At 73.9% G+C, this 18,617-nt stretch carries 16 protein-coding genes; 8 read left to right on the forward strand and 8 right to left on the reverse strand.

Translation table 11 applies throughout. The features are described from left to right. Positions 1 to 150: 150 nt before the first annotated feature. The 3 genes from ACFOWE_RS26420 to ACFOWE_RS26430 form a co-directional block, all read right to left on the reverse strand. Positions 151 to 555 (reverse strand): DUF6009 family protein, encoded by a 405-nt coding sequence (locus ACFOWE_RS26420; protein WP_377292428.1) that lies wholly within the window; start codon positions 553 to 555, stop codon positions 151 to 153. Between the two features lie 61 nt (positions 556 to 616). Then, a complete protein-coding gene (locus tag ACFOWE_RS26425) occupies positions 617 to 2,218 on the reverse strand; it encodes a DNA primase family protein (RefSeq protein WP_377292430.1) in 1,602 nt (533 codons plus the stop codon). Then, positions 2,215 to 3,333 carry a bifunctional DNA primase/polymerase gene (locus ACFOWE_RS26430; RefSeq protein WP_377292432.1) on the reverse strand — a complete coding sequence of 373 codons (1,119 nt, stop codon included), beginning with the start codon at positions 3,331 to 3,333 and terminating at the stop codon, positions 2,215 to 2,217. The genes ACFOWE_RS26425 and ACFOWE_RS26430 overlap by 4 nt, the downstream gene beginning before the upstream one ends. Before the next feature lie 875 nt (positions 3,334 to 4,208). Between ACFOWE_RS26430 and ACFOWE_RS26435 the strand changes: the two genes are divergently transcribed. Next, positions 4,209 to 5,342, forward strand: coding sequence for a hypothetical protein (locus tag ACFOWE_RS26435; RefSeq protein WP_377292434.1), 1,134 nt, complete (start codon positions 4,209 to 4,211; stop codon positions 5,340 to 5,342). A 208-nt stretch (positions 5,343 to 5,550) separates the two neighbouring features. Here ACFOWE_RS26435 and ACFOWE_RS26440 read toward each other — a convergent pair whose 3' ends face one another. From ACFOWE_RS26440 to ACFOWE_RS26450, 3 genes are all read right to left on the reverse strand, one after another. Further along, on the reverse strand, positions 5,551 to 7,170 hold the full coding sequence (locus ACFOWE_RS26440) for a methyl-accepting chemotaxis protein (protein ID WP_377292436.1): 1,620 nt from the start codon (positions 7,168 to 7,170) through the stop codon (positions 5,551 to 5,553). A gap of 141 nt (positions 7,171 to 7,311) precedes the next feature. Then, positions 7,312 to 7,830 (reverse strand): ATP-binding protein, encoded by a 519-nt coding sequence (locus ACFOWE_RS26445; protein ID WP_377292458.1) that lies wholly within the window; start codon positions 7,828 to 7,830, stop codon positions 7,312 to 7,314. 13 nt (positions 7,831 to 7,843) lie between these two features. Beyond that, a complete protein-coding gene (locus ACFOWE_RS26450; RefSeq protein ID WP_377292438.1) occupies positions 7,844 to 8,038 on the reverse strand; it encodes a hypothetical protein in 195 nt (64 codons plus the stop codon). Between the two features lie 296 nt (positions 8,039 to 8,334). Here ACFOWE_RS26450 and ACFOWE_RS26455 point away from each other — a divergent pair, with 296 nt between their 5' ends. From ACFOWE_RS26455 to ACFOWE_RS26475, 5 genes are read left to right on the forward strand one after another with little or no spacing between them, the layout of a single operon-like run. Then, positions 8,335 to 8,694: a response regulator gene (locus ACFOWE_RS26455; RefSeq protein ID WP_377292440.1), complete on the forward strand. Its 360-nt coding sequence runs from the start codon at positions 8,335 to 8,337 to the stop codon at positions 8,692 to 8,694. A 4-nt stretch (positions 8,695 to 8,698) separates the two neighbouring features. Then, positions 8,699 to 9,073 carry a response regulator transcription factor gene (locus ACFOWE_RS26460; protein ID WP_377292442.1) on the forward strand — a complete coding sequence of 125 codons (375 nt, stop codon included), beginning with the start codon at positions 8,699 to 8,701 and terminating at the stop codon, positions 9,071 to 9,073. Positions 9,074 to 9,075: 2 nt separating this feature from the next. Further along, on the forward strand, positions 9,076 to 10,170 hold the full coding sequence (locus ACFOWE_RS26465) for a HEAT repeat domain-containing protein (protein WP_377292444.1): 1,095 nt from the start codon (positions 9,076 to 9,078) through the stop codon (positions 10,168 to 10,170). Then, entirely contained in the window at positions 10,167 to 11,699 is a 1,533-nt protein-coding gene (locus ACFOWE_RS26470; RefSeq protein WP_377292446.1) for a glycosyltransferase family 2 protein, read from the forward strand. The genes ACFOWE_RS26465 and ACFOWE_RS26470 overlap by 4 nt, the downstream gene beginning before the upstream one ends. Next, positions 11,696 to 13,807 carry an ATP-binding protein gene (locus ACFOWE_RS26475; protein WP_377292448.1) on the forward strand — a complete coding sequence of 704 codons (2,112 nt, stop codon included), beginning with the start codon at positions 11,696 to 11,698 and terminating at the stop codon, positions 13,805 to 13,807. Before ACFOWE_RS26470 ends, ACFOWE_RS26475 begins: the two co-directional genes overlap by 4 nt. 107 nt (positions 13,808 to 13,914) lie before the next feature. Here ACFOWE_RS26475 and ACFOWE_RS26480 read toward each other — a convergent pair whose 3' ends face one another. Both ACFOWE_RS26480 and ACFOWE_RS26485 read right to left on the reverse strand, forming a co-directional pair. After that, positions 13,915 to 14,634, reverse strand: a complete 720-nt coding sequence (locus ACFOWE_RS26480) for a response regulator transcription factor (RefSeq protein ID WP_377292450.1) — start codon at positions 14,632 to 14,634, stop codon at positions 13,915 to 13,917. Next, the gene (locus ACFOWE_RS26485) at positions 14,631 to 15,713 is read right to left on the reverse strand and encodes a sensor histidine kinase (protein ID WP_377292452.1); all 1,083 of its coding nucleotides are present in this window, start codon (positions 15,711 to 15,713) and stop codon (positions 14,631 to 14,633) included. The genes ACFOWE_RS26480 and ACFOWE_RS26485 overlap by 4 nt, the downstream gene beginning before the upstream one ends. A gap of 264 nt (positions 15,714 to 15,977) precedes the next feature. Here ACFOWE_RS26485 and gsmA point away from each other — a divergent pair, with 264 nt between their 5' ends. Both gsmA and ACFOWE_RS26495 read left to right on the forward strand, forming a co-directional pair. Next, positions 15,978 to 17,024 (forward strand): sporangiospore maturation cell wall hydrolase GsmA, encoded by a 1,047-nt coding sequence (gsmA, locus tag ACFOWE_RS26490; protein WP_377292454.1) that lies wholly within the window; start codon positions 15,978 to 15,980, stop codon positions 17,022 to 17,024. A gap of 43 nt (positions 17,025 to 17,067) precedes the next feature. Then, a partial coding sequence (locus tag ACFOWE_RS26495) for a diguanylate cyclase domain-containing protein (RefSeq protein ID WP_377292456.1) occupies positions 17,068 to 18,617 on the forward strand: 1,550 nt, incomplete at its 3' end.

The following is an 18,617-nucleotide window of genomic DNA, read 5'->3' on the forward strand; positions in this document are numbered from 1 at the left end:
GCCCCGTGCCCGCCGACCGCGTCCCCGCCCTGCTGGCCACCACCCCCTGGCAGCACGACGCCGCCTGACACGGCGGTCAGACGGCGCAGGACCGGCACGCCCCTCCGGCTGCGGAGGCCGGGCGGGCAGACTGGGCGGATCAGCCGGGGATCAGGCTTTGGGCAGGGTGCGGCCGAGCTCGAGCATGGCCTCGGAGGCGGGACCTCCCTCGGAGCGCTCGGTCTTGTACCCGGCGACCTTCGGCGCCACCGTGCGGGGGTCGACGGCCTCGGAGGGCGCTCCGGTGGCGTACAGGCCGTCGGGCTGCTGGTCGCGGTCGTGCGGAAGCAGCCAGAACACCCGGCGGCGGAAGGTCCCGGAGGCGGCCGACGCCTTGGCGTCGGGCCCGATGACGGCGTAGCCGACCATGCGGCCGTCACGGTGGTAGGGGGGCTTGCGTTTGCGGCTGGGCAGCCGGTCCAGCGACTGGCGGACGTAGTCGAGGGACTCGATGTCCTCCAGCCAGACGAGCTCGGTCTCGTGCACCAGGTCCTCGGGGTCGATCAACGCGCTCACGGGGCCTCCTCCGTCGGCCGCGTGGGCGCCGCCGTACCCATGGTTGGCTCGCTCCGCTCACTCACGACTGCTGCTCCTCGGCGTGGAGATCGGAGATCAGGCCGATCCCCGGGTAGTACTTGCGCGAGTTGGACAGGACCATCTGCCGGGGCGAGGACAGTCCCACGGCCTCGCGGACACGGGCGGCGAACGCGCGGGCGGAGACGGGGGTGGCGCCCTCGAACCCGCACCAGCGCGCGTACTCGGTGTACAGGTGGGCCTGCTCGGCTCTCATACCGGCATCCAGTTTGCACGCCTCCGAGATGAAGCGCCCCACATGGTCCTCCGTTTCCGCGTAGGCGTCGGTGGCCAGCCGCACCCGCTGTGGTCCGCTCAGGTCCTTCTCGCCCGCCAGGTAACGGCGCGCCCCGTCGACCAGCCAGGCGAGAATCCCCGGTCCTTCTTCCTGTACGAGCACACGCGCCAGGTTGTCAATCTTGCGCTCCTCGGAGACCACCCGCTCGAACGGGATCAGCCGGATGCGCCGCCAGAACGCGAACCCGCCGCTGGACACCTCGGGGCGGTGGTTGCCCAGCAGCCACAGGTGGTGGGTCGGGTCGAAGGAGAAGAAGTCCTGACGCATCCGCCGGGCCTTGATCTTGTCGCCGCCGGTGAGCAGCTTGACGCGGGCCTCGTCGAACTTGTCGCCGGGCTTGAGCTCGGAGCAGACGATGACGCGCCGCCCGTGCAGCTCGGCCAGGTCGGTGGGATGGCCGTCGAACGTCTTGGCCATGAGGAATCCGGGCGGCGCCGCGTCGGCGTAGTCGCCCAGCAGCTGGAGCATCACCTCCAGCAGCACCGACTTGCCGTTCTTGCCCTGGCCGTACAGGAACGGCAGGACCTGGGCGCCGACGTCACCGGTGATGGAGTAGCCGAGCAGCAGGTGCAGGAAATCGGTCGTCTGCCGGCCCTCGGCGTCGGTGCCGAAGATGTCACCGAGGAAGCGCTCCCAGCGGGGGGTGGGCATGCGCTCGGGTGAGACGGTGGTGGACCGCGAGTGGAAGTGCCGCGCGGGGTCCGGGCGGGTGATGACCCCGGTGTGCAGGTCCACCACGCCGGCGGGGGTGCACAGCGCGTACGGGTCGGCGTCCAGCAGATCGGCGCCGAGCACCATGCCCGGGGCCGCCTTGGCCTGGGTCAGCAGGGCCTTCATGCCGGAGGTCGACAGGGAGCGGCGGCGGTGGCGGCGCAGGTCGCGCTCGTTGAAGACGCCGCGAGGGTCGGTCACCGCGATGTTCTCGGCCATCTCCCCCGCGGCCCACACGACGGTGTCGCTCTCGTCGAGCTCCCAGCGGTGTCCCGCCCAGCGGTACCAGCCCAGGCCGGGCACGTGCCGGAAGTCCTTGCCGTACAGGTGGACGAAGAGCTTGGCGTTGCCGCGGTCGGAGAGCGAGTCCGGCAGCAGGCCGTCGGCGGTGACCGCCTCCTGCCCGGCGGCCGGCGGGTGCGGCTCCCCTGTGACCTGGACGGCGGAGCGGGCCGGGGCCGGTGCGGAGGCCCCGCCCCCGGCGGGGACCTCGACGGGGACGCCGGAGGGGATCTCGACCGCGGGGATCGCCAGGTCGAGCATCTGCTGGGCGACCGCGGCCGGGTCGAACCCCCCCTGTCCTGGTGAGGGACTCATGCGCGTCCTCCGATGTGGAGCGGACGGCGGGCACCGGCGTCCATGCCGCTCCGGATGATCTGGGCGCAGCGTCGCTCCTGCCCCGGACGGGCCTGGGCCGCGGTCTCGGTGAGGAGCCGTTCGGCCTCCGCCCGCGCGAGGTGGCCCGCGGCGACGAGGCCCCCGGCGGTGTAGGCGGCGGTGTTGAGCTTGCCGCTGAAGCCCGCCCCCTCGGGCACGGCCGCGCAGGCGGCGACCTCGGCCAGCACGCCGTCGAGGGCCCGGGCGGCCGCGTCCCGGCCGCCTCCGGCCCTGATGACGGCCTGGCGGGCGCGCGGCGGCGCCACCGGAGCCGCCGGGACGGCCGGGCCCGGGGCGCCCGGTCTCCCGGAGTCGTCGAGGTGACCGGTCCGGATGAGCTCCCCGGCCAGCCACCCGGGCAGCGGGGCGGGGCTGCGGCGGTCTCCGACCGGGGTGTAGACGCCGTCCGCGGTCCGGATTCCCGGGGCGATGATGTAGCCGCCGCTCGCGCGGACGTCGACCTGCCAGGCCAGCGCCCTTCCCGTGCCGGGGGCCGAGCCGACGGAGCACAGGAACGGGCGGGCCCGGTCGGTGCGGTACCACACGTGCAGGCCGCCCGAGGGGGTGCGCACGCGCAGCGTGCCGGTGTCCTGCGCCGGGTCCGGGGCGCCGCGCAGCGCGGCCAGCAGCGCGAGGGTGTGGAAGCCGGTGGCCAGGCCGGTGAGGTCGACCCGCTCGTGGATGGGGATGCCCGGCAGGATCCGGTCGCGGGCCGGCACGGGGGCGGGGTGGGCGTCGACGTCGATGACGACCAGGCCAGCCGGGCCGCAGGCGACGCCGACCCCGAAAGCCGGGTTGGCGCCCCACCAGGCGGCGATCCGCCCGCGGTCGGTCGTGGCGGCGTGGAAGCCGTGGCACCAGCGTCCGGCGGGGACGCAGGGGCAGCCGGCGGGCGGGTGGCGGTTCTCCTGGCAGGCGCGGCAGTTGCCCGCGGGCGTCTTGCGCCCCGGGGCCAGCGGATGGACCGGCCAGCCCTGCGCCGCGCACCAGCGAGCGATCGCGGGCGGCCCGGCCGGCGGCCTGGGCCGGTCGCGGTCCTCCTCGGGCGGGTTCACCTCGTCCCCTCCGGTCGCTGGCGGTCGACGGTCGCGGCACCGTACGGACCTCCCGCCGGAGCGGCCGCCGGTGCAGTGACCGAAGCGACCGAAGCGACTGAAGATCCGAACATCAGCACAGGCTAGCGGACACGCCGTCGCCGACGCGGGAAGACGGCCGTGTGATCGTCATCCCGCGAGGTGGGGGCCGGTGGCCGGGCGCGGCGACGGCCGCTCCCGGCGCCCTGGGGCCTCCACCGGCCCCAGCGACCGAAGGCCAGCGACCGAACCCGGGGCGCAGCGACTGAGCCGCTTCGGTCGCTGCACCGGGTCGCTGAGATGAAACAGCAGGTCATCGCCGGTTTCGCAACCAGAAAAGCGACCGAAGCGACTGAAGGTCCGGGTCTATGACGCGCACGCGCGTGAGTAAATTCCGGCCATATACCCGGACCCTGGGTCGCTTCGGTCGCTGATCTCCCTTCGCAAGGGTTCTGACCTGCGGATCCGGTAGCGACCGAAGGTCAGCGACCGACCAGCGACCGAAGGTCCGAGGGTCGCTTCCGGGCCGGGCGCGCCGCGGCCGCCCCGGGAGAAGCGGACCGAAGCGACCCAAGCGACCGAAACCAGAGATCATCGTGACGTTCCGCGCGCCGCCCCGGCCCGGGCCCCGGGCCGGCGGGCACCGCCGCAGGGGCCCGCCCGGACCACCGCGGGACGGATCCGGGGAGGGCGGCGAGCTTAACGATTCCCGGCTGCGGCAACCGGTATGCACCTTTCCTGCAATGGTTCCGCTACGCCGCCCCGGCTTACTGGGATACGTGGGCCGCTACGGCAGGGCCTGCCCCGGCCGCCCGGCCGGACGACCTGTCCCCGCCTGGTAAGGATCCGCACTTTTCATGACCTTCACCACGGACTTCGCCCGCCGCGCGCTGGGCGCCGCACTGGGCCTGTCACTGGTCGTCGGGACTGCTGCGGCGCTCGGGGGTACGGCCTCCGCCACGAGTGCCGAGAGCCGGAAGGCGATGCTCACGGGCAGCACGACCGCGTCCTACTTCTGGGACGACGGCTCGGGCCGTAACGGTGACACCGGTCTTCCGGCCTCGGGTAAGCCGATGCAGAAGGGTCTGGCCGCTTCCCCGTCGTGGCCGCTGATGACCGAGGGCTATGTGGTCTACAAGGGCAGGAAGGCGCCGTTCTTCGTGGGTGACCGGGGCCCGGGCGAGCCGTCGAACCGGGGCGTCATGCTGGATCTGGACGCCAAGACCTTCGCCGACCTGACCGGAGGGAAGTTCGACCCCAGGACCCTCACGGTGGAGGGCAACGGCGGCAAGGGCCACATCCAGGTCGACTACGTCGTCACCAAGTGGGGCGGGGGCGTCGGGACGAAGAGCTACCCGATGCCGTTCTCCACCCGGGCCTGGGCGGCGCAGGACGGCGTTCCCTCGATCCAGGGCATGTCCGCCATCGGAACCGCGCTGAGCGGGCAGCTGGTGACCGGGCCCGACACGGCCGAGGCCGCGCAGTCGGAGGAGTCCCCGGCCGCCGGGGAGCCCTCCGCCGGGAAGACCCCCGGGAAGACCTCCGCCGCCCCGGAACGGTCCTCCGCCCCGGCGCCGACCCCTTCGAAGGCGCCCTCGAAGTCCTCGCCGGGCTCCTCCTCGGCGTCCGCCGGAACGTCCGCCGGAACGTCCGCCGGAACGTCCACCGGGACGCGCGCCGGGACGCGCGCCGAGAAGACCCCGGCGACGCCGGGCGCCACGTCCACGCCGGCCGCATCCGCGTCCGTGCCCGCGCCCGTGCCCGCGCCCGCGAAGGAGCAGGCCGCCACCGCGACCCCGTCCCCGGAGAGCCTCGTCCCGGGCGCCTCCGGCGCGACCCCGCTCGAGGCCGACCCCGTCCTGGCCTCCGGCGGCGAGGACGGCTCCTTCATCCCGAGCGGGTTCGTCTTCGCTCTGCTGCTCCTGACGGGCGCCGGCGTCTACGCCGGGGCGCGCCTCCTCAGCACCCGCCTGGCGTCCGGGCGGGACTGACCGCCCGGATCCTCCACGGCGTCGCTCCCCCGGGAACCACGAGGCCGCCACCGGACGATCCGGTGGCGGCCTCGCCGTGTCGCGGCGGCCGCCCGCGCTCCCGGCCCCGGTCCCTCGGCCGTGCCGTGCCCGGAGCCCGCGCCGAGACGGGGCGGCGCGGCCGTACGGCACAGGCCCCGGGCACGGCGGCGCCCGGCACGGGCTCCCGTCAGATGGTGAAGCGGCCGACCAGGTCGCGCAGTGAGCCGCTCAGCTCGGCCAGTTCCGCCGCCGCCCGGTGCGACTCCTCCACCCCCGCGGTGGTGACGGCGGTGGCCTGCGCGATCGCGGCGATGTTGGCTGCGATCTCGTTGCTGGAGGTGGCGGCCTCGGCCACGTTCCGGTTCATCTCGCCGGTGGTGGCGGTCTGCTCCTCCACGGCCGCGGCGACGGCCGCCTGGTGGGTGTCGATCCGGCCGGTGATCGAGCTGATGCGGGTGATGGCCTCCATCGCCCCGGCGACATCGGCCTGGATGGCCTCGACCCGCTTGGAGATGTCCTCGGTCGCCTTGGCGGTCTCCTGCGCGAGGTCCTTGACCTCCCCGGCGACGACCGCGAAGCCCTTGCCCGCGTCCCCGGCCCGCGCCGCCTCGATGGTGGCGTTGAGGGCCAGCAGGTTGGTCTGCTCGGCGATCGAGGTGATCGTCTTGACGACGTCGCCGATCTCCGCGGACGAGGTGCCGAGCTGTGCCATCAGTGTGTTGGTGCTCTCGGCCACCTGGACCGCCTCGGCGGCGACCTCGGCGGCGTCGGAGGTGCTCCGGGAGATGTCGGCGATCGCCGCGCTCATCTGCTCACCGCCGGCGGCCACGACCTGCACGTTGTGGGAGACCTCCTCCGCCGCGGAGGCCACCACCCCGGACTGGGCGCTGGCCTCCGCGGCGGAGGAGGCGATGCGCTCCGAGACCCGTGACAGGCGCTCGGAGGAGGCCGCGAGGGATCCGCTGTGCGCGACGACGGTGGAGACGGTGGTGCGCAGGGCCTCGGTGGTGGCGTCCAGGGCGTCGCCGAGCCGGCCCAGCTCGTCACGGCGTCCCAGGCCGAGCCGCACCGTCATGTCCCCGCGGGCCACCCGTCCCAGCGCGCCCACCACGACGTTGAGCGGGCGCACCACCGAGCGTGTCGCCGCGACGCTGAGGACGACGGCCAGCAGCAGCGCCACGGCCAGGGTGCCGAGCAGCATCCGCGTGCTGGTCTCCTTGACCTGCGCGGCCTCGTCCTCCAGTGCGGCGATGCGCTCGCTGACGGACTTCTGCAGCGCGGCGGAGGTCTCGACGCCCACGAGCCAGGCGTCGCTGGCCGGGCCGCCGTTGATGTTCTCCATCGCCGCGGTGCGGGACTCCACCGTGCCCTGGCGGAGCAGCTCCATGATCTTGTCGTCCTCGACGAAGAACTGGTCCCAGGCGGGCTCGAGCTTGTCGAACTGCGCCCGCTCGGCCGCCGTGAGGTACTCGACGTGGGTCTTCTCCAGCGTCTCGTAGAGGGCGTCCCTGCTGGCCAGCTGGCCCTCGCGGTTCATCGAGCCGGGCCGGACCGCCGCCTCGCCGCCCATGGAGGTGCCGGCGTCGGCGGCCACCAGCCCCTGCCAGCCGGTGAGGTCGGCGACGTGGTAGGCGAACGTCTGGATGTCGTCCTCGACCTGCTCCAGCCGGTCCATCCGGGTGGAGATGTCGTCCTGGCGCTCCAGCGCCCACCAGCCGGCGCCGACGGTGACGGTGATGAGCAGCGTCACCAGGGCGAAGGCCAGGCCGAGCCGCTTACCGACTCCGAGATCGTGCAGACGGGACATGGTGGTCTTCCTCATGGTCGATGGGGGCTCGCCACCGATGCGGTGACGGCGGTGGTGGGGTGCTTCGCGCCGGCGGGAGACGCGGTGGCCTCCGGGGCCGATCACCGACGGGGCGACGGCGGTGGTGCGGGACGGGGGACCTCAGTCCTGGGGCAGCTCGAACCAGACCACGCGTCCGGAGTCGTCGCCCGACTGGCCCCAGCGGGTCGCGCACAGCTCCACGATCGCCAGTCCCCGGCCGCCGGGCAGCTGCTCGGCGAGGGGATCCAGGGCGCGCGCCGACGGGGTCCCGGCGGGGCCGCCCCCGTCGGCGACCTCCACCCGCAGGAACGGGCCCGCGAGGTAGACGCTGACCTCGAAGAAGCCGCCCGCGCCGCTGCGGGTGTGCTGCACGGCGTTGGTGGCCAGCTCGGAGGTCATCAGGACGGCCTGGTCGGCCGCGGCGCGGTCGCCGACCGCCAGCGCCACGAAACGGCGGGCCTGTCCCACCTGCTCGGGCAGGCCCGCGAATCGGCGGCGCATCAGGAGCGTGCCCGGGCGTGCGCCGTCGGCCAGGGGGGTCGCGACGGCGGGGCGGGACATCGTGTGCGGGGCGGTGCGGGGGGTGGTTCGGGGCGGGTCCGGTGGTGCGGTCCGGACGAGGTCCTCGTTCTCGGTCATGGTCGTCACGCGTTCAGATGAGCGCGATGTCCTGCTCGACGCTGGTCGCGGTCAGGTAGAGCTCGAACCACGTCTCGTCGTCCACCGAGGCGGGGATCCACGAGGAGCGGACCTTGTGCCGCTCCTCCTCGTACTGCAGGGCGAACACGCGCATCTCGCGTATCCAGCGCGGATCGACCATCTGGACGATCGTTTCGAAGTCCCGCATCGCGGCCTCTCCTCAGTCCGTTGAGAAATCTGCTCGTCAATCCCTTGACGCCGGTTCCCCGCGGGGGACGGGGACGCCACTCCGACATTCGGCAGGAAAGCGCCCGGCTGAAGTTGCCACCCGGGTGCTTTTCAGGAGCGATCTCCGCCGGGGGCGCCCGATCACCACGCAGTGAATTCGATTGGTAACATTCCGAAATGAGGTGTCCGGGCAGGGGGGTCCGGTTCGCACCTCATCCCGGGCGCGCCCGCGCGGCGGTCCCGGGCAAGGGGGCGAAGATCGGGTGGTGGACGCTGGTGCAGCCTCGCGTACTCGTGATCGAGGACGAGCAGGACGTCCGAGATCTCCTGCAGCGCCATCTCGACGGCCTGGGATGCGAGGTCCGCACCGCCGACAACGGCGAGCTCGGGTTCCTCCTGGCCGTCGCCGACCCGCCCGACCTGGTCGTCCTCGACATACGCCTGCCCGGCATCGACGGCAGGCAGGTGGCCCGCGCCCTGCAGGCGGACCCGCGCACCCGTGACTGCAGGATCGTCGTCACGTCGGTCCTCGACGCCGAGGACCTCCTCGACATCAACGCCGACGCCGTCCTCCCCAAGCCGTTCCGGCGCGCGGACGTCAAGAAAGCCGTGGACTCACTGTGGGAGGTGAACTGAGGCGATGGCCACCATCCTCGTCGCAGAAGACGACGCCGACATCCGCGACCTGATCGTCTTCAAGCTGGAGCAGATCGGTCACACCGTCGTCCCCGTGGGGGACGGCCGCTCCGCGCTGAGCAAGGCCCACGACCAGGCGCCCGACATCGTCCTGCTGGACGTCATGATGCCCGGCATGTCGGGCATCGACGTCTGCCGTGAGCTGCGAAAGGACCAGCAGACCGCGGAGCTGCCGATCATCCTGCTGACCGCGCGGGCCCAGGAGCGCGACGTGTCGGTCGGGCTGGCGGCCGGCGCCGACGACTACATCGTCAAGCCGTTCAGCCCGAGGGTGCTGGCCGACCGGGTGCAGTCCGTGCTGACCCGGGCGAGGACGTGACCGTGGACACGGTCCGCCTGGTCACCGTCACCCTGGCGCTGCTGCTGGCCGCGGTGGCCGTGCTGGGCGTGGTGATCGTCACGGGCCGTCTCCTGCGCCGCCTGCGGACCCGTCGCGACGCGCGGATCGCCGCCGAGGTCCGCCCCCTGCTGCTCCGGCTCACCGCCGGCGACGAGGACGACGTCGACGAGCCGCTCCGGCGGCTGGCGGCCATGGACCGGCGCCGCTGGCTGGTGGTGCAGGCCAGCGCGGTCTCCCTGCTCGGCAAGGTCAGCGGGCAGGGCAACGCCGCGCTGGCGAGGCTCTTCCAGGAGCGGGGGGCCGCCCGTTCCGCCCTGGCCGACCTGTCGCGCCGCGGCGCGGTACGGCGGGCCCGGGCGGCCAACGTGCTGGGGCTCCTGCACCACGCCGAGGCCGTCGGAGCCCTGGTCGGCCTGCTGACGGACCGCCACCCCGAGGTGCGGACCTCGGCCGCGCGGGCGCTGGGCCGGATCGGCGAGCCCCAGGCCGCCGCCCCGCTGCTGCGCAGCCTGTCCGGCGGGCGGATCCCCTCCGACGTGGTCGCCCAGGCGCTGATCAGGATCGGCCCGGCGGCCCGGCCCGCCCTGGCCAAGGCGATGGCCCACCCCGATCCTGCGGTCCGGGCCATCGCCGCGGAAGTGCTCGGGGTCATCGGCTCCGTCGGCTCCGTCGCGGCGCTGATCCGCGCGCTGACCATGGACCCCTCCACCGAGGTGCGGGCCCGGGCCGCCGCGTCGCTCGGCCGGCTGGGCACGCCGGCCTGCCTGGACGCGCTCGCCGGCGCCACCAGCCTCATCCACCCGACGGCCGTGCGCGCGGAGGCGGCGAGCGCGCTGGGGGACATCGGTGCGGCCGGCGGGGTCCCGGCGCTGCGCGGCCTGCTGGCCGACCACCACTACCGGGTCGCGCACAACGCCGCACGCTCGCTCACCCGGCTCGGCGGGCCGGCCAGGGACGTCCTGGAGGAGGCCGCGGCCGGGACCATGGGGAAGCGGGCCGCCGGCCACGCCAAGGAGGCACTGGCCGTCCTCGACCTGGCCGAGGGGCGTCCGCTGAGGCCGGCCGCGGCGCCATGAGCGCGGGCGCGCTCGCCGCCGCGGCGGCGGGCGCGAGCCTGCCGGGCGCCCTGGAGACGCTCGCGGACGGCGTGCGGTGGCTGCTGGCGGCCTTCAGCGGCGTGGTGATGGTCTACTTCCTGTGCGTCAACACCAGCTACCTGGTGCTCATCGCGCTGGCGACCTGGGACTCCGTCCACTACCACCGGCGGGTGGCCTTCGCCGGCGCCGACGACGTCTACGCCAACCCGCTCAACCCCGCCATCAGCGTGATCATGCCCGCCTACAACGAGGAGGCGGGCATCGTCGAGGCCGTGCGCGCGATGCTCTCCATGCGCTACCCGAGCTTCGAGATCATCGTCGTCGACGACGGCTCGCGCGACGGCACGTTCGACCGGCTGCGCGAGGAGTACGACCTCGTCAGGGTCCCCAGGGTGGTGCCCGACGACATCCCGACGCGCGGCCGGGTGCTCTCCGTCCACGTGCCCGCCAGCGGCTCGCAGACCCTGCTGGTCGTCCGCAAGGCCAACAGCGGCCGCGCCGACGCGCTCAACGTGGGCGTCAACTTCGCCCGCCACCCCCTGGTCTGCATGGTCGACGCCGACTCGATCCTGGACGCGGGGGCGCTGCTGTCCGTGGCGAAGCCGTTCACCGACGACCCGCTGCGCGTCATCGCCACCGGCGGGGTGATCCGCATCGCCAACGGCTGCGACGTCATCGGCGGGCGGGTCGCCAAGGTCCGCATGCCGCGCCAGTGGCTGGTCCGCATCCAGGTGATCGAGTACCTGCGCGCGTTCCTGCTGGGCCGTACCGGATGGTCGCGGCTGGGCGGCCTGCTGATCATCTCCGGGGCGTTCGGGCTGTTCCGGCGGGACGTCGTCGTCGAGGTCGGCGGCCTGGACCCCGGCTCCATCGGCGAGGACGCCGAACTGGTCACCCGGCTCCACCGGCACATGCGCGAGCAGGGCCGCGACTACCGGATCGTCTTCGTCTCCGAACCGGTCTCCTGGACCGAGGCGCCGTCCACGCTCGCCGTGCTGGGCAGGCAGCGCCGCCGCTGGTCGCGCGGACTGGCCGAGCTGGCGTGGAAGCACCGCACGATGTTCGCCAACCCCCGCTACGGGCGGATCGGGCTGATCGCCCTGCCGTACTACGTGGTCTTCGAGCTGTTCGCCCCGCTGGTCAGCCTGAGCGGCCTGGTCCTGGTCCCCCTCGGCGTGCTGGTCGGCGCCGTCGACATCCCCTTCGCCGTCGCGGTCATGCTCGCCTCGTACGGCTACTCGCTCCTGGTGGCCTTCGTGGCGCTGGCCGTGGAGGAGTACGCCTTCCACCGCTACGGCCGCTGGCGCGACCTGGGCGCCGCCGCCCTGGCGGCCCTCTTCGAGAACTTCGGGTACCGGCAGTTCAACGCCTGGTGGGGGGCGCAGGGGATCCTCGCGGCGCTGCGCCGTACACAGCAGGTCTGGGGGGTAATGACGCGGGAGGGGTTCTCCGCCCAGGGCGGGCCCACGGGAGGGCGGGGCGGGTCCATGGGAGGCGAGCAGCGATGAAGTGGTCCGACCGCAGTGTCGCGGGCACCCTGCGCAGTGCCTTCGTGCTGCTGGTCTCCCTCGTCCTGCTGGGCGGCGTCGTCGGCGCGGTCGAGTCGGTACGGCACAGCGCCGCGCTGGACCGGATCGTCGAGCACAACGCCCCGGTCCGGGTGAACAACCTCAAGATGACCGTGGAGATGAACGAGGCCGCCCGGGGCCTGAGCAACCACCTGCTGTTCGGGCAGTCCGAGGAGTACTACCGGCAGTCCCGCGAGAGCGCCCGGTCGCTCCTGGAGGTCCTGGTCGCGCGGGCGGACACGCCCGAGGAGCGCAGGCTCACCGCCGAGCTGGAGCGCCGCTTCCTCGCCTGGGCCGCCCACGCCGACCGGGCCGGCGAGGTGGACCGGGACGACCGCGACGAGACGGCCCGCTACGTCCGGGAGCACCAGCGGCTCTACGAGCAGGTCGTGGCCGCCGCTCAGGACCTGGAGACCTACCTGAGGGGCAGGAGCGACACGCTCGTCCAGGAGAGCGAGCGGCAGCGCCTGCTGGCGCTGGCGGGGACGGCCGCCTTCGCCCTCGTCGCCATCGCCCTGGCCCTGTTCGCCTCGGTGCGGACCTACCGGGTGCTCGTGCCCCCGCTGGACGCCATGCGCGGCACCCTGGACCGGCTGGCCGCCGGCGACCACGAGGCGCGGGCCCCCGCCACCGGAGGACCGGTCGAGATCCGCCGGCTGGGCTCGGCCATCAACATGCTGGCCGACGAGAGCGAGCGGCTGCGCCGGGCCGAGCGGGAGCGCGTCCGGCTGGCCGAGGTGGTGTACGAGACGGCGGGGCGCATCCGCCAGACCCTCGACGTCGACGACATCGTCCGCGAGGCCGCCTCGCTGCTGGGCGCCCGGCTCCCCGCCGACCAGGTGTTCATCCAGCTCGTCCGGGACGGCGAGATCGGCCCGGCCGAGCTGCAGTGGTCGGACGGCGGGCTCGTCGAGGCGGGCACCACCGCCCTGCTGCCCGCCCCCTCCGAGCAGGCCGAGCGGCTCTACGCGGAGAGCGCGGCCTCCAGCGGCTCCACCGTGGACCCGCCCGGCCACGTCCCCGAGGCCGCGGCCCGGGCCCTGCGCGCGCTCGGCGACACGCAGTACCTGTTCGCGCCCTTCGGCACGGGCGGCGAGCTGCTCGGCGCGATCCTGGTCACCCGTGACTCCCGCGGCCCCTGGGGGACGGAGGAGATCGAGGCCGTCAAGAGCGTCGGGACCGACCTGGGCCGCGCCCTGCACCAGGCCCGCCTCTACGGCCGGGAGCGGGAGCTGGTGGAGGAGCTGCGGGCGCTGGACGCGGCCAAGACCGACTTCATGTCCGCCGTCTCCCACGAGCTGCGCACCCCGCTGACCAGCATCTCCGGCTACCTGGAGATCCTGTGTGACGAGGAGGCCGGCGAGCTCAACCCGGTCCAGGAGCAGATGCTCCAGGCGATCGACCGCAACACCACGCGCCTGCGGCTGCTCATCGAGGACCTGCTGACGCTCTCGCGCATCGAGTCCGGCTCCTTCCGCACCGTCAAGCAGGAGACGGACCTGTGCGCCGTCACCCGGGAGTCCGTCGCCTCCGTGCGCAAGGCCGCCGAGGAGGGCCGGGTCGCGCTGGAGGTCGCCTGCCGCCCGGAGCGGCTCCTGGTCGACGGCGACCCCAACCAGCTCGACCGCGCCCTGGTCAACCTGCTGGCCAACGCGGTGAAGTTCACCCCCGCCGGCGGGCGGGTGGACGTCACCGTGACGCTGGAGGAGGGCCACGCCGTGCTGCGGGTCGCCGACACCGGCATCGGCATCCCGGCCGACGAGCTGCAGCGCATGGAGACCCGCTTCTTCCGCGCCTCCAACGCCACCGAGCGGTCGATCCCCGGCACCGGGCTCGGCCTGTCCATCGTGCGCAGCATCGTCGCCAACCACTCCGGCACCTTCGACCTCCGGTCGCGGGAGGGCGAGGGCACGACGGTGACGGTGCGGATCCCCACGTGCGCGACCAAGCTCAGGACGGAGGGCGACGAGACCGGCGCGCCCGCCGGGGCTCCCCGCGAGCCGGGCCCGGCGCCCGGACGACAGGAGGCGGACCACCGCGGGCACTGACATCCTGAGCGCCCTTCCGGAGACCGGCCGGAGCGCCCTTCCGGAGACCGGCCGGTGCGCCCGGACCCCGTCTCGCGGGCCGCCGCCGGCCGGCGGCGCCCCACTGGTCAGCGGCGGAAGGAGAGGGTGTCCTTGCCGTCCTGGCGCTGGGCCGGCGGGCGGTAGCGGTAGCCGACGCCCCGGACCGCCTCGATGGGCGAGTTGGACGTGTCGGGGCTGAGCCGGCGGCGCAGGCGCAGGATCGCGAACTTCACCCGCTCCGGGCTGAGGCCGGTGGGGTCGTCCCAGACCAGGGAGAGCAGCTGGGAGGAGCTCAGCACGTTGCCCGCGTGCCGTACGAGCGTGTTGAGCAGGCGGAACTCCGTCGGCGTCAGGTGCACCTCCTCGTTCTCCACGAAGACCGTCCTCGTCGCGGGCTCCACCCGGATGAGCCCGTCGTCGTAGATGTCCTCGGCCCAGGAGGCGGTGCCCGCCCGGCGCAGCAGCGCCTCGACGCGGGCGGTGAGCTCTCCCCGGGAGAACGGCTTGACGAGGTAGTCGTCGGCCCCGGCGCGCAGGCCCCGCACCTTCTCCCGCTCCTGGCCGCGGCCGGTGAGGATCAGGATCGGCAGGTCGCTGATGTCCCGGACCCGCTCCAGGACCTGCCAGCCGTCCATGATGGGCAGGCCGATGTCCAGGATCAGCGCGTCCGGCTTGTGCTGGTGGAGCAGGCGCAGGCCGCTGCGGCCGTCCGTCGCGGGGATCACCTCGTGCCCGCTGTGGCCGAGGAGCACCTGGATGGCGGTCAGGGTGTCGGCGTCGTCCTCGACGACGAGGAGGCGGCTCATCGGGTCTCCCGCCTCTCGAGGACCGGTTCCCAGGGAAGTTCCACGCGCACCTCTGATCGTTTCGTCCCGTTCTCGCTGAGCTGGAGCGTGCCGCCGTGCATGCCGACGATGGCGCGGGCCATGCCCAGCCTCGGCCAGGCCTTCTCGCCGGCCGGGTCCTCGCCCCGGCCGGCCTGGTCGGTGACGTTCGCCTCCTGCCCGGAGACGGCGCAGGCGATCTCGATCAGCCAGCCGTCGACCGTGGGCCGGAGCTCGATCTCGACGGTGTCCCCCGGCCCGGCCCGGGTGATCGCGGCCGTCAGCAGGATGTCGAGCATGCGGCGGACCCGGACCGCGTTGCAGCTGAGCGCGGGGCCGGGACGGGCGTGGTAGCGCAGGGAGACGCCCGCGTGCAGGGCGCCGGGCCGGAACTGGGCGACGACCTCGCGGACCATCTCCATCGGGTCGATCCGCTCCGGCCGCAGCTCCGGCTCGGTGGCGGAGGGGTCGGCCAGCAGCGGCAGGTCGTTGAGGAGCTCCGAGAGCCGTACGGCGTTGCGCTCGATGACCTTCACGAACTCGCGCTGGTCGTCGGTGAGCGGGCCGGTCTCGGGGTCGGCCAGCAGGCCGGAGTAGGCGAGGATCGGCGTGATCGGCGTGGCCAGGTCGTGGACGACGGTGGAGATGAACTCCGTCTTGGCCGCGGCGAGCGTCTCGCTCTGGGAGGGGGCGTCCGCCCGGGCCTCCGCGTCCCGGCGCCACGTCGCGTCCAGCGCCGCGGCCAGGCAGGCGAGGGCCTCGGGGACGCCGTGGCCGTCGAGCCCCGGCTCCAGCGTCACGGCGAGCATGCGGCCGGGCCCGGCGGGCCACAGGCGCTCGCCCTGGCCGGGCGGGGTGGAGTCGGCGGGCCGCAGCCCGGCGCCGAGCACGCCGGGCACGCTCCGCAGGCCGGCGATGAGTGCCGTGTCGGCGCTCATCCCGTTGGTGTCCTCGGATCCGCGCAGCCGTTCGCCCAGGAGGCCCAGGACCGCCCGCGTGGTCTCGACGGCGTCGGCCGGGTGTGAGGCGGTGTGTTCGAGACGACCACCGCTGTTCAGCATGCTGCCCCCTACGTGTCCCCCGTGCACGCCGGATCCTCCCCCAAGGACCCCGAGACTCGTCACTTATAGCGATTTGTCTCAAACAGAACGTTATCAACCCTGCTCTGCTGGTCCTAACGGAGGTTCGGCCGTCCCGGCCGGGGCGTCTGCAACGCGGCTGCACCCGGAGCGCAACCAGGCGCGCACTGATGGTCACCGAGAGTCATTCCTATGTTGGAGCCGACCTCACGGCGCGGGCTGGTCCGAGCGCTCACCACCGGTGCCGTGTCACTGTCATGCCTGGTCATGGCGGTCGGGCCGCTCAGCGGCGCCGCGTACGCCACCCCCTCCGGCCTGCCCCCGGCTCCCGTCAGGCCCGTCCCGGCCGATCTCCTCTCCGCAGCGCCCTCCCTCACGGCTTCTCCCACGGACGGCCGTACGGCCGCGGCCCCCGCCGGCGCGCCGGAGTCCTCCGAGCAGGCCGGGCAGACCGGGGAGGAGGCCGGCACGGCCGAGGTCCGCACCGGCGGCGCCCCCCTCGCCGTGCGGAGCGAGCCCGCCCTCACCGCCGACGCGTCGCGCGAGCTCGCCGACGGCTCCAGTTTCCGCGCCGAGTGCCGCGTCCCCGGCGACTGGGTCCGCGGCACGGTCAGGACCACCGGCTCCTGGCTGCGCGTGGACGGCGGCTACGTCCCCGACGCCTACGTGGTGCGCTCGGCCCCCGTGGACCGGTGCGACCTGACGCTCGTGGCGGGCGTCTCCGGCCAGGTCCCCGCCCCTGCCCCCGCGCCCGCCCCTGCCCCCGCGCCCGCGGCGGCCCCCGCGCCGCCGGCGGCGGCCGCCCCCGCCCAGGTCACCGTCCCCGGATCGGTGGCGGAGTTCGTCCAGCAGGTCGGCCCCGCCGCCCGGCAGAGCATGGCCAAGACGGGCGTGCCCGCCTCGGTGACGCTGGCGCAGGCGATCCTCGAGTCCGGCTGGGGCAAGAGCAAGCTGGCCGTCCAGGACCGCAACTACTTCGGCATCAAGTGCTTCGGCGGCCCCGGCGGGTACGCGGCGGGCTGCCGCGACTACCCGACCACCGAGTGCGGCTCCGGCGGCTGCGGGAAGACCACCGCCTCCTTCCGGACCTACCGCACCGCGGCGGACTCGTTCGCCGACCACGGAGCCTTCCTCGTCTCCAACAGCCGCTACCGGCCGGCCTTCGCCCACACCGGCGACCCCGACCGGTTCGCCCGGGAGATCGCCAAGGCCGGCTACGCCACCGACCCGGCCTACCCGACCAAGCTGATCGGCCTCATGCGCACCCATGACCTCTACCGCTACGACGCCTGACCCCCGCACCGCCCCGACCGCCCCGACGCAGCAGGAGAAGACCATGCAGCCAGACGCCTCCGCCGAGGGGCCGGCCACGGGCCGCGGCCGGGGCAGGGGTCCCGTCCCGCCCGTCTGGGGCGTGGTCCTCGCACTCGGCCTCGTGGCGGGCCTCGCGGTGCTGCTGCTGGACGGGTCCCTGACGGCCGTCCAGCTGCTCCTCCCGGTCGCCGCGGTGTCCCTGATGGCCGCCGGGGTGCTCGTGCGCCGGCCCGCCGCGCCGGGGGCGTGGTGGCTGCTGGCCGCCGGCATGGCGGTCTGGACGGCCGCCACCCTGGCGTGGGGCCTGTGGTCCATGGCGGGCGGCGAGGGAGCCCCCCTCTGGGTGGACGCGGCCTATCTGTCGTCGTACCCGCTGTTCCTGGCCGGGCTGTACCGGCTGCCGGGCAACGCGGTCCGCTCCCGGAACGTCGGCGTGACGCTGGACGCCATGGTCATCGTGCTGGGGGCGGCCTTCGTCTACTGGACGGTCTCCTTCAACCCCTACGGGGGCGTCCCGCACATCTGGGAGGGCGGGCTGACGCTGACGGCGGTCTACCCCGTCGCGGATCTGGCCGTGCTCTTCATGGTGATCCGGCTCTGGTTCACCCACGGCCCGCGCAGGCCCGCCTACGGGCTGCTCAGCCTCGCCTTCACGGGCCTGTTCGCCAGCGACGTGGTGTACGTCGTGACCATGCGGAGCGGAGGGGCCTGGACCCTCGACCTCGTGCAGAACCTCGGCTGGCTGGTCTGGTTCGTGTCCATGGCCGCGGCCGTGCTCCACCCGTCCGCGGCCGAGACCGGGGACACCTCCTCCGACGGCCACCTCACCGTCGCCCGGGGCGTCGCCTTCCTGGTCGCGGCCTGCGCGGGCCCGATCTCCCTCATGTTCGTCGTCCCGGCCGGGACGGTGGTGGACCCGCTCGACCTCCTGGCGCCGATGACCATGTTCGCCGCGCTGATGGGCTTCCTGATCGTCCGGCTGATCACCAACGCCGACACGGCGGAGCGGCGCGCCCGCCGGCTCGACGAGCAGGCCGCGGAGCTGTCGCGGGCGCTGGAGGAGCAGAACGCCCTGCAGCAGCTGCTCAGCCACCGCGCCATGCACGACCCGCTGACCGGGCTGTCCAACCGGGCCCTGTTCACCGACCGGCTGGAGCAGGCCACCGCCCGGCGCTACCCCCCGGCCCGGCACGCGCTGCTCATGCTCGACCTGGACGGGTTCAAGCACGTCAACGACAGCTACGGCCACCCGGTCGGCGACCAGCTGCTCATCCAGGCCGGCCGCCGGCTGCGCACCATCGTGCGCGAGGCCGACACCCTCGCCAGGCTCGGTGGCGACGAGTTCGCGATCCTGCTGGAGGACGTCACCGAGGAGGAGGCGGGCGAGGTGGCCGGCCGCGTGGTCGAGGCCATCGCCGAGAGCTTCACCGTGGGCGGGCACTCCCTGCACCTGACCGCCAGCGTCGGCATGTACATGGTCACGGAGTCGGTCGAGGCCACCGACGTCATGCGTGACGCGGACCTGGCGCTGTACGCGGCCAAGGCCGCGGGCAAGAACCAGATCAGCGTCTT

The sequence above is a fragment of the Planomonospora corallina genome (assembly GCF_042650625.1).
Lineage (GTDB): Bacteria > Actinomycetota > Actinomycetes > Streptosporangiales > Streptosporangiaceae > Planomonospora_B > Planomonospora_B corallina.

Bases quoted from the DNA above. Each gene is read 5' to 3' on its own strand.
- ACFOWE_RS26425 (WP_377292430.1), bottom strand. From the start codon at position 2,218: ATGAGTCCCTCACCAGGACAGGGGGGGTTCGACCCGGCCGCGGTCGCC.
- ACFOWE_RS26435 (WP_377292434.1), top strand. From the start codon at position 4,209: ATGACCTTCACCACGGACTTCGCCCGCCGCGCGCTGGGCGCCGCACTG.
- ACFOWE_RS26440 (WP_377292436.1), bottom strand. From the start codon at position 7,170: ATGTCCCGTCTGCACGATCTCGGAGTCGGTAAGCGGCTCGGCCTGGCC.
- ACFOWE_RS26445 (WP_377292458.1), bottom strand. From the start codon at position 7,830: ATGACCGAGAACGAGGACCTCGTCCGGACCGCACCACCGGACCCGCCC.
- ACFOWE_RS26450 (WP_377292438.1), bottom strand. From the start codon at position 8,038: ATGCGGGACTTCGAAACGATCGTCCAGATGGTCGATCCGCGCTGGATA.
- ACFOWE_RS26460 (WP_377292442.1), top strand. From the start codon at position 8,699: ATGGCCACCATCCTCGTCGCAGAAGACGACGCCGACATCCGCGACCTG.
- ACFOWE_RS26470 (WP_377292446.1), top strand. From the start codon at position 10,167: ATGAGCGCGGGCGCGCTCGCCGCCGCGGCGGCGGGCGCGAGCCTGCCG.
- ACFOWE_RS26475 (WP_377292448.1), top strand. From the start codon at position 11,696: ATGAAGTGGTCCGACCGCAGTGTCGCGGGCACCCTGCGCAGTGCCTTC.
- ACFOWE_RS26480 (WP_377292450.1), bottom strand. From the start codon at position 14,634: ATGAGCCGCCTCCTCGTCGTCGAGGACGACGCCGACACCCTGACCGCC.
- ACFOWE_RS26485 (WP_377292452.1), bottom strand. From the start codon at position 15,713: ATGCTGAACAGCGGTGGTCGTCTCGAACACACCGCCTCACACCCGGCC.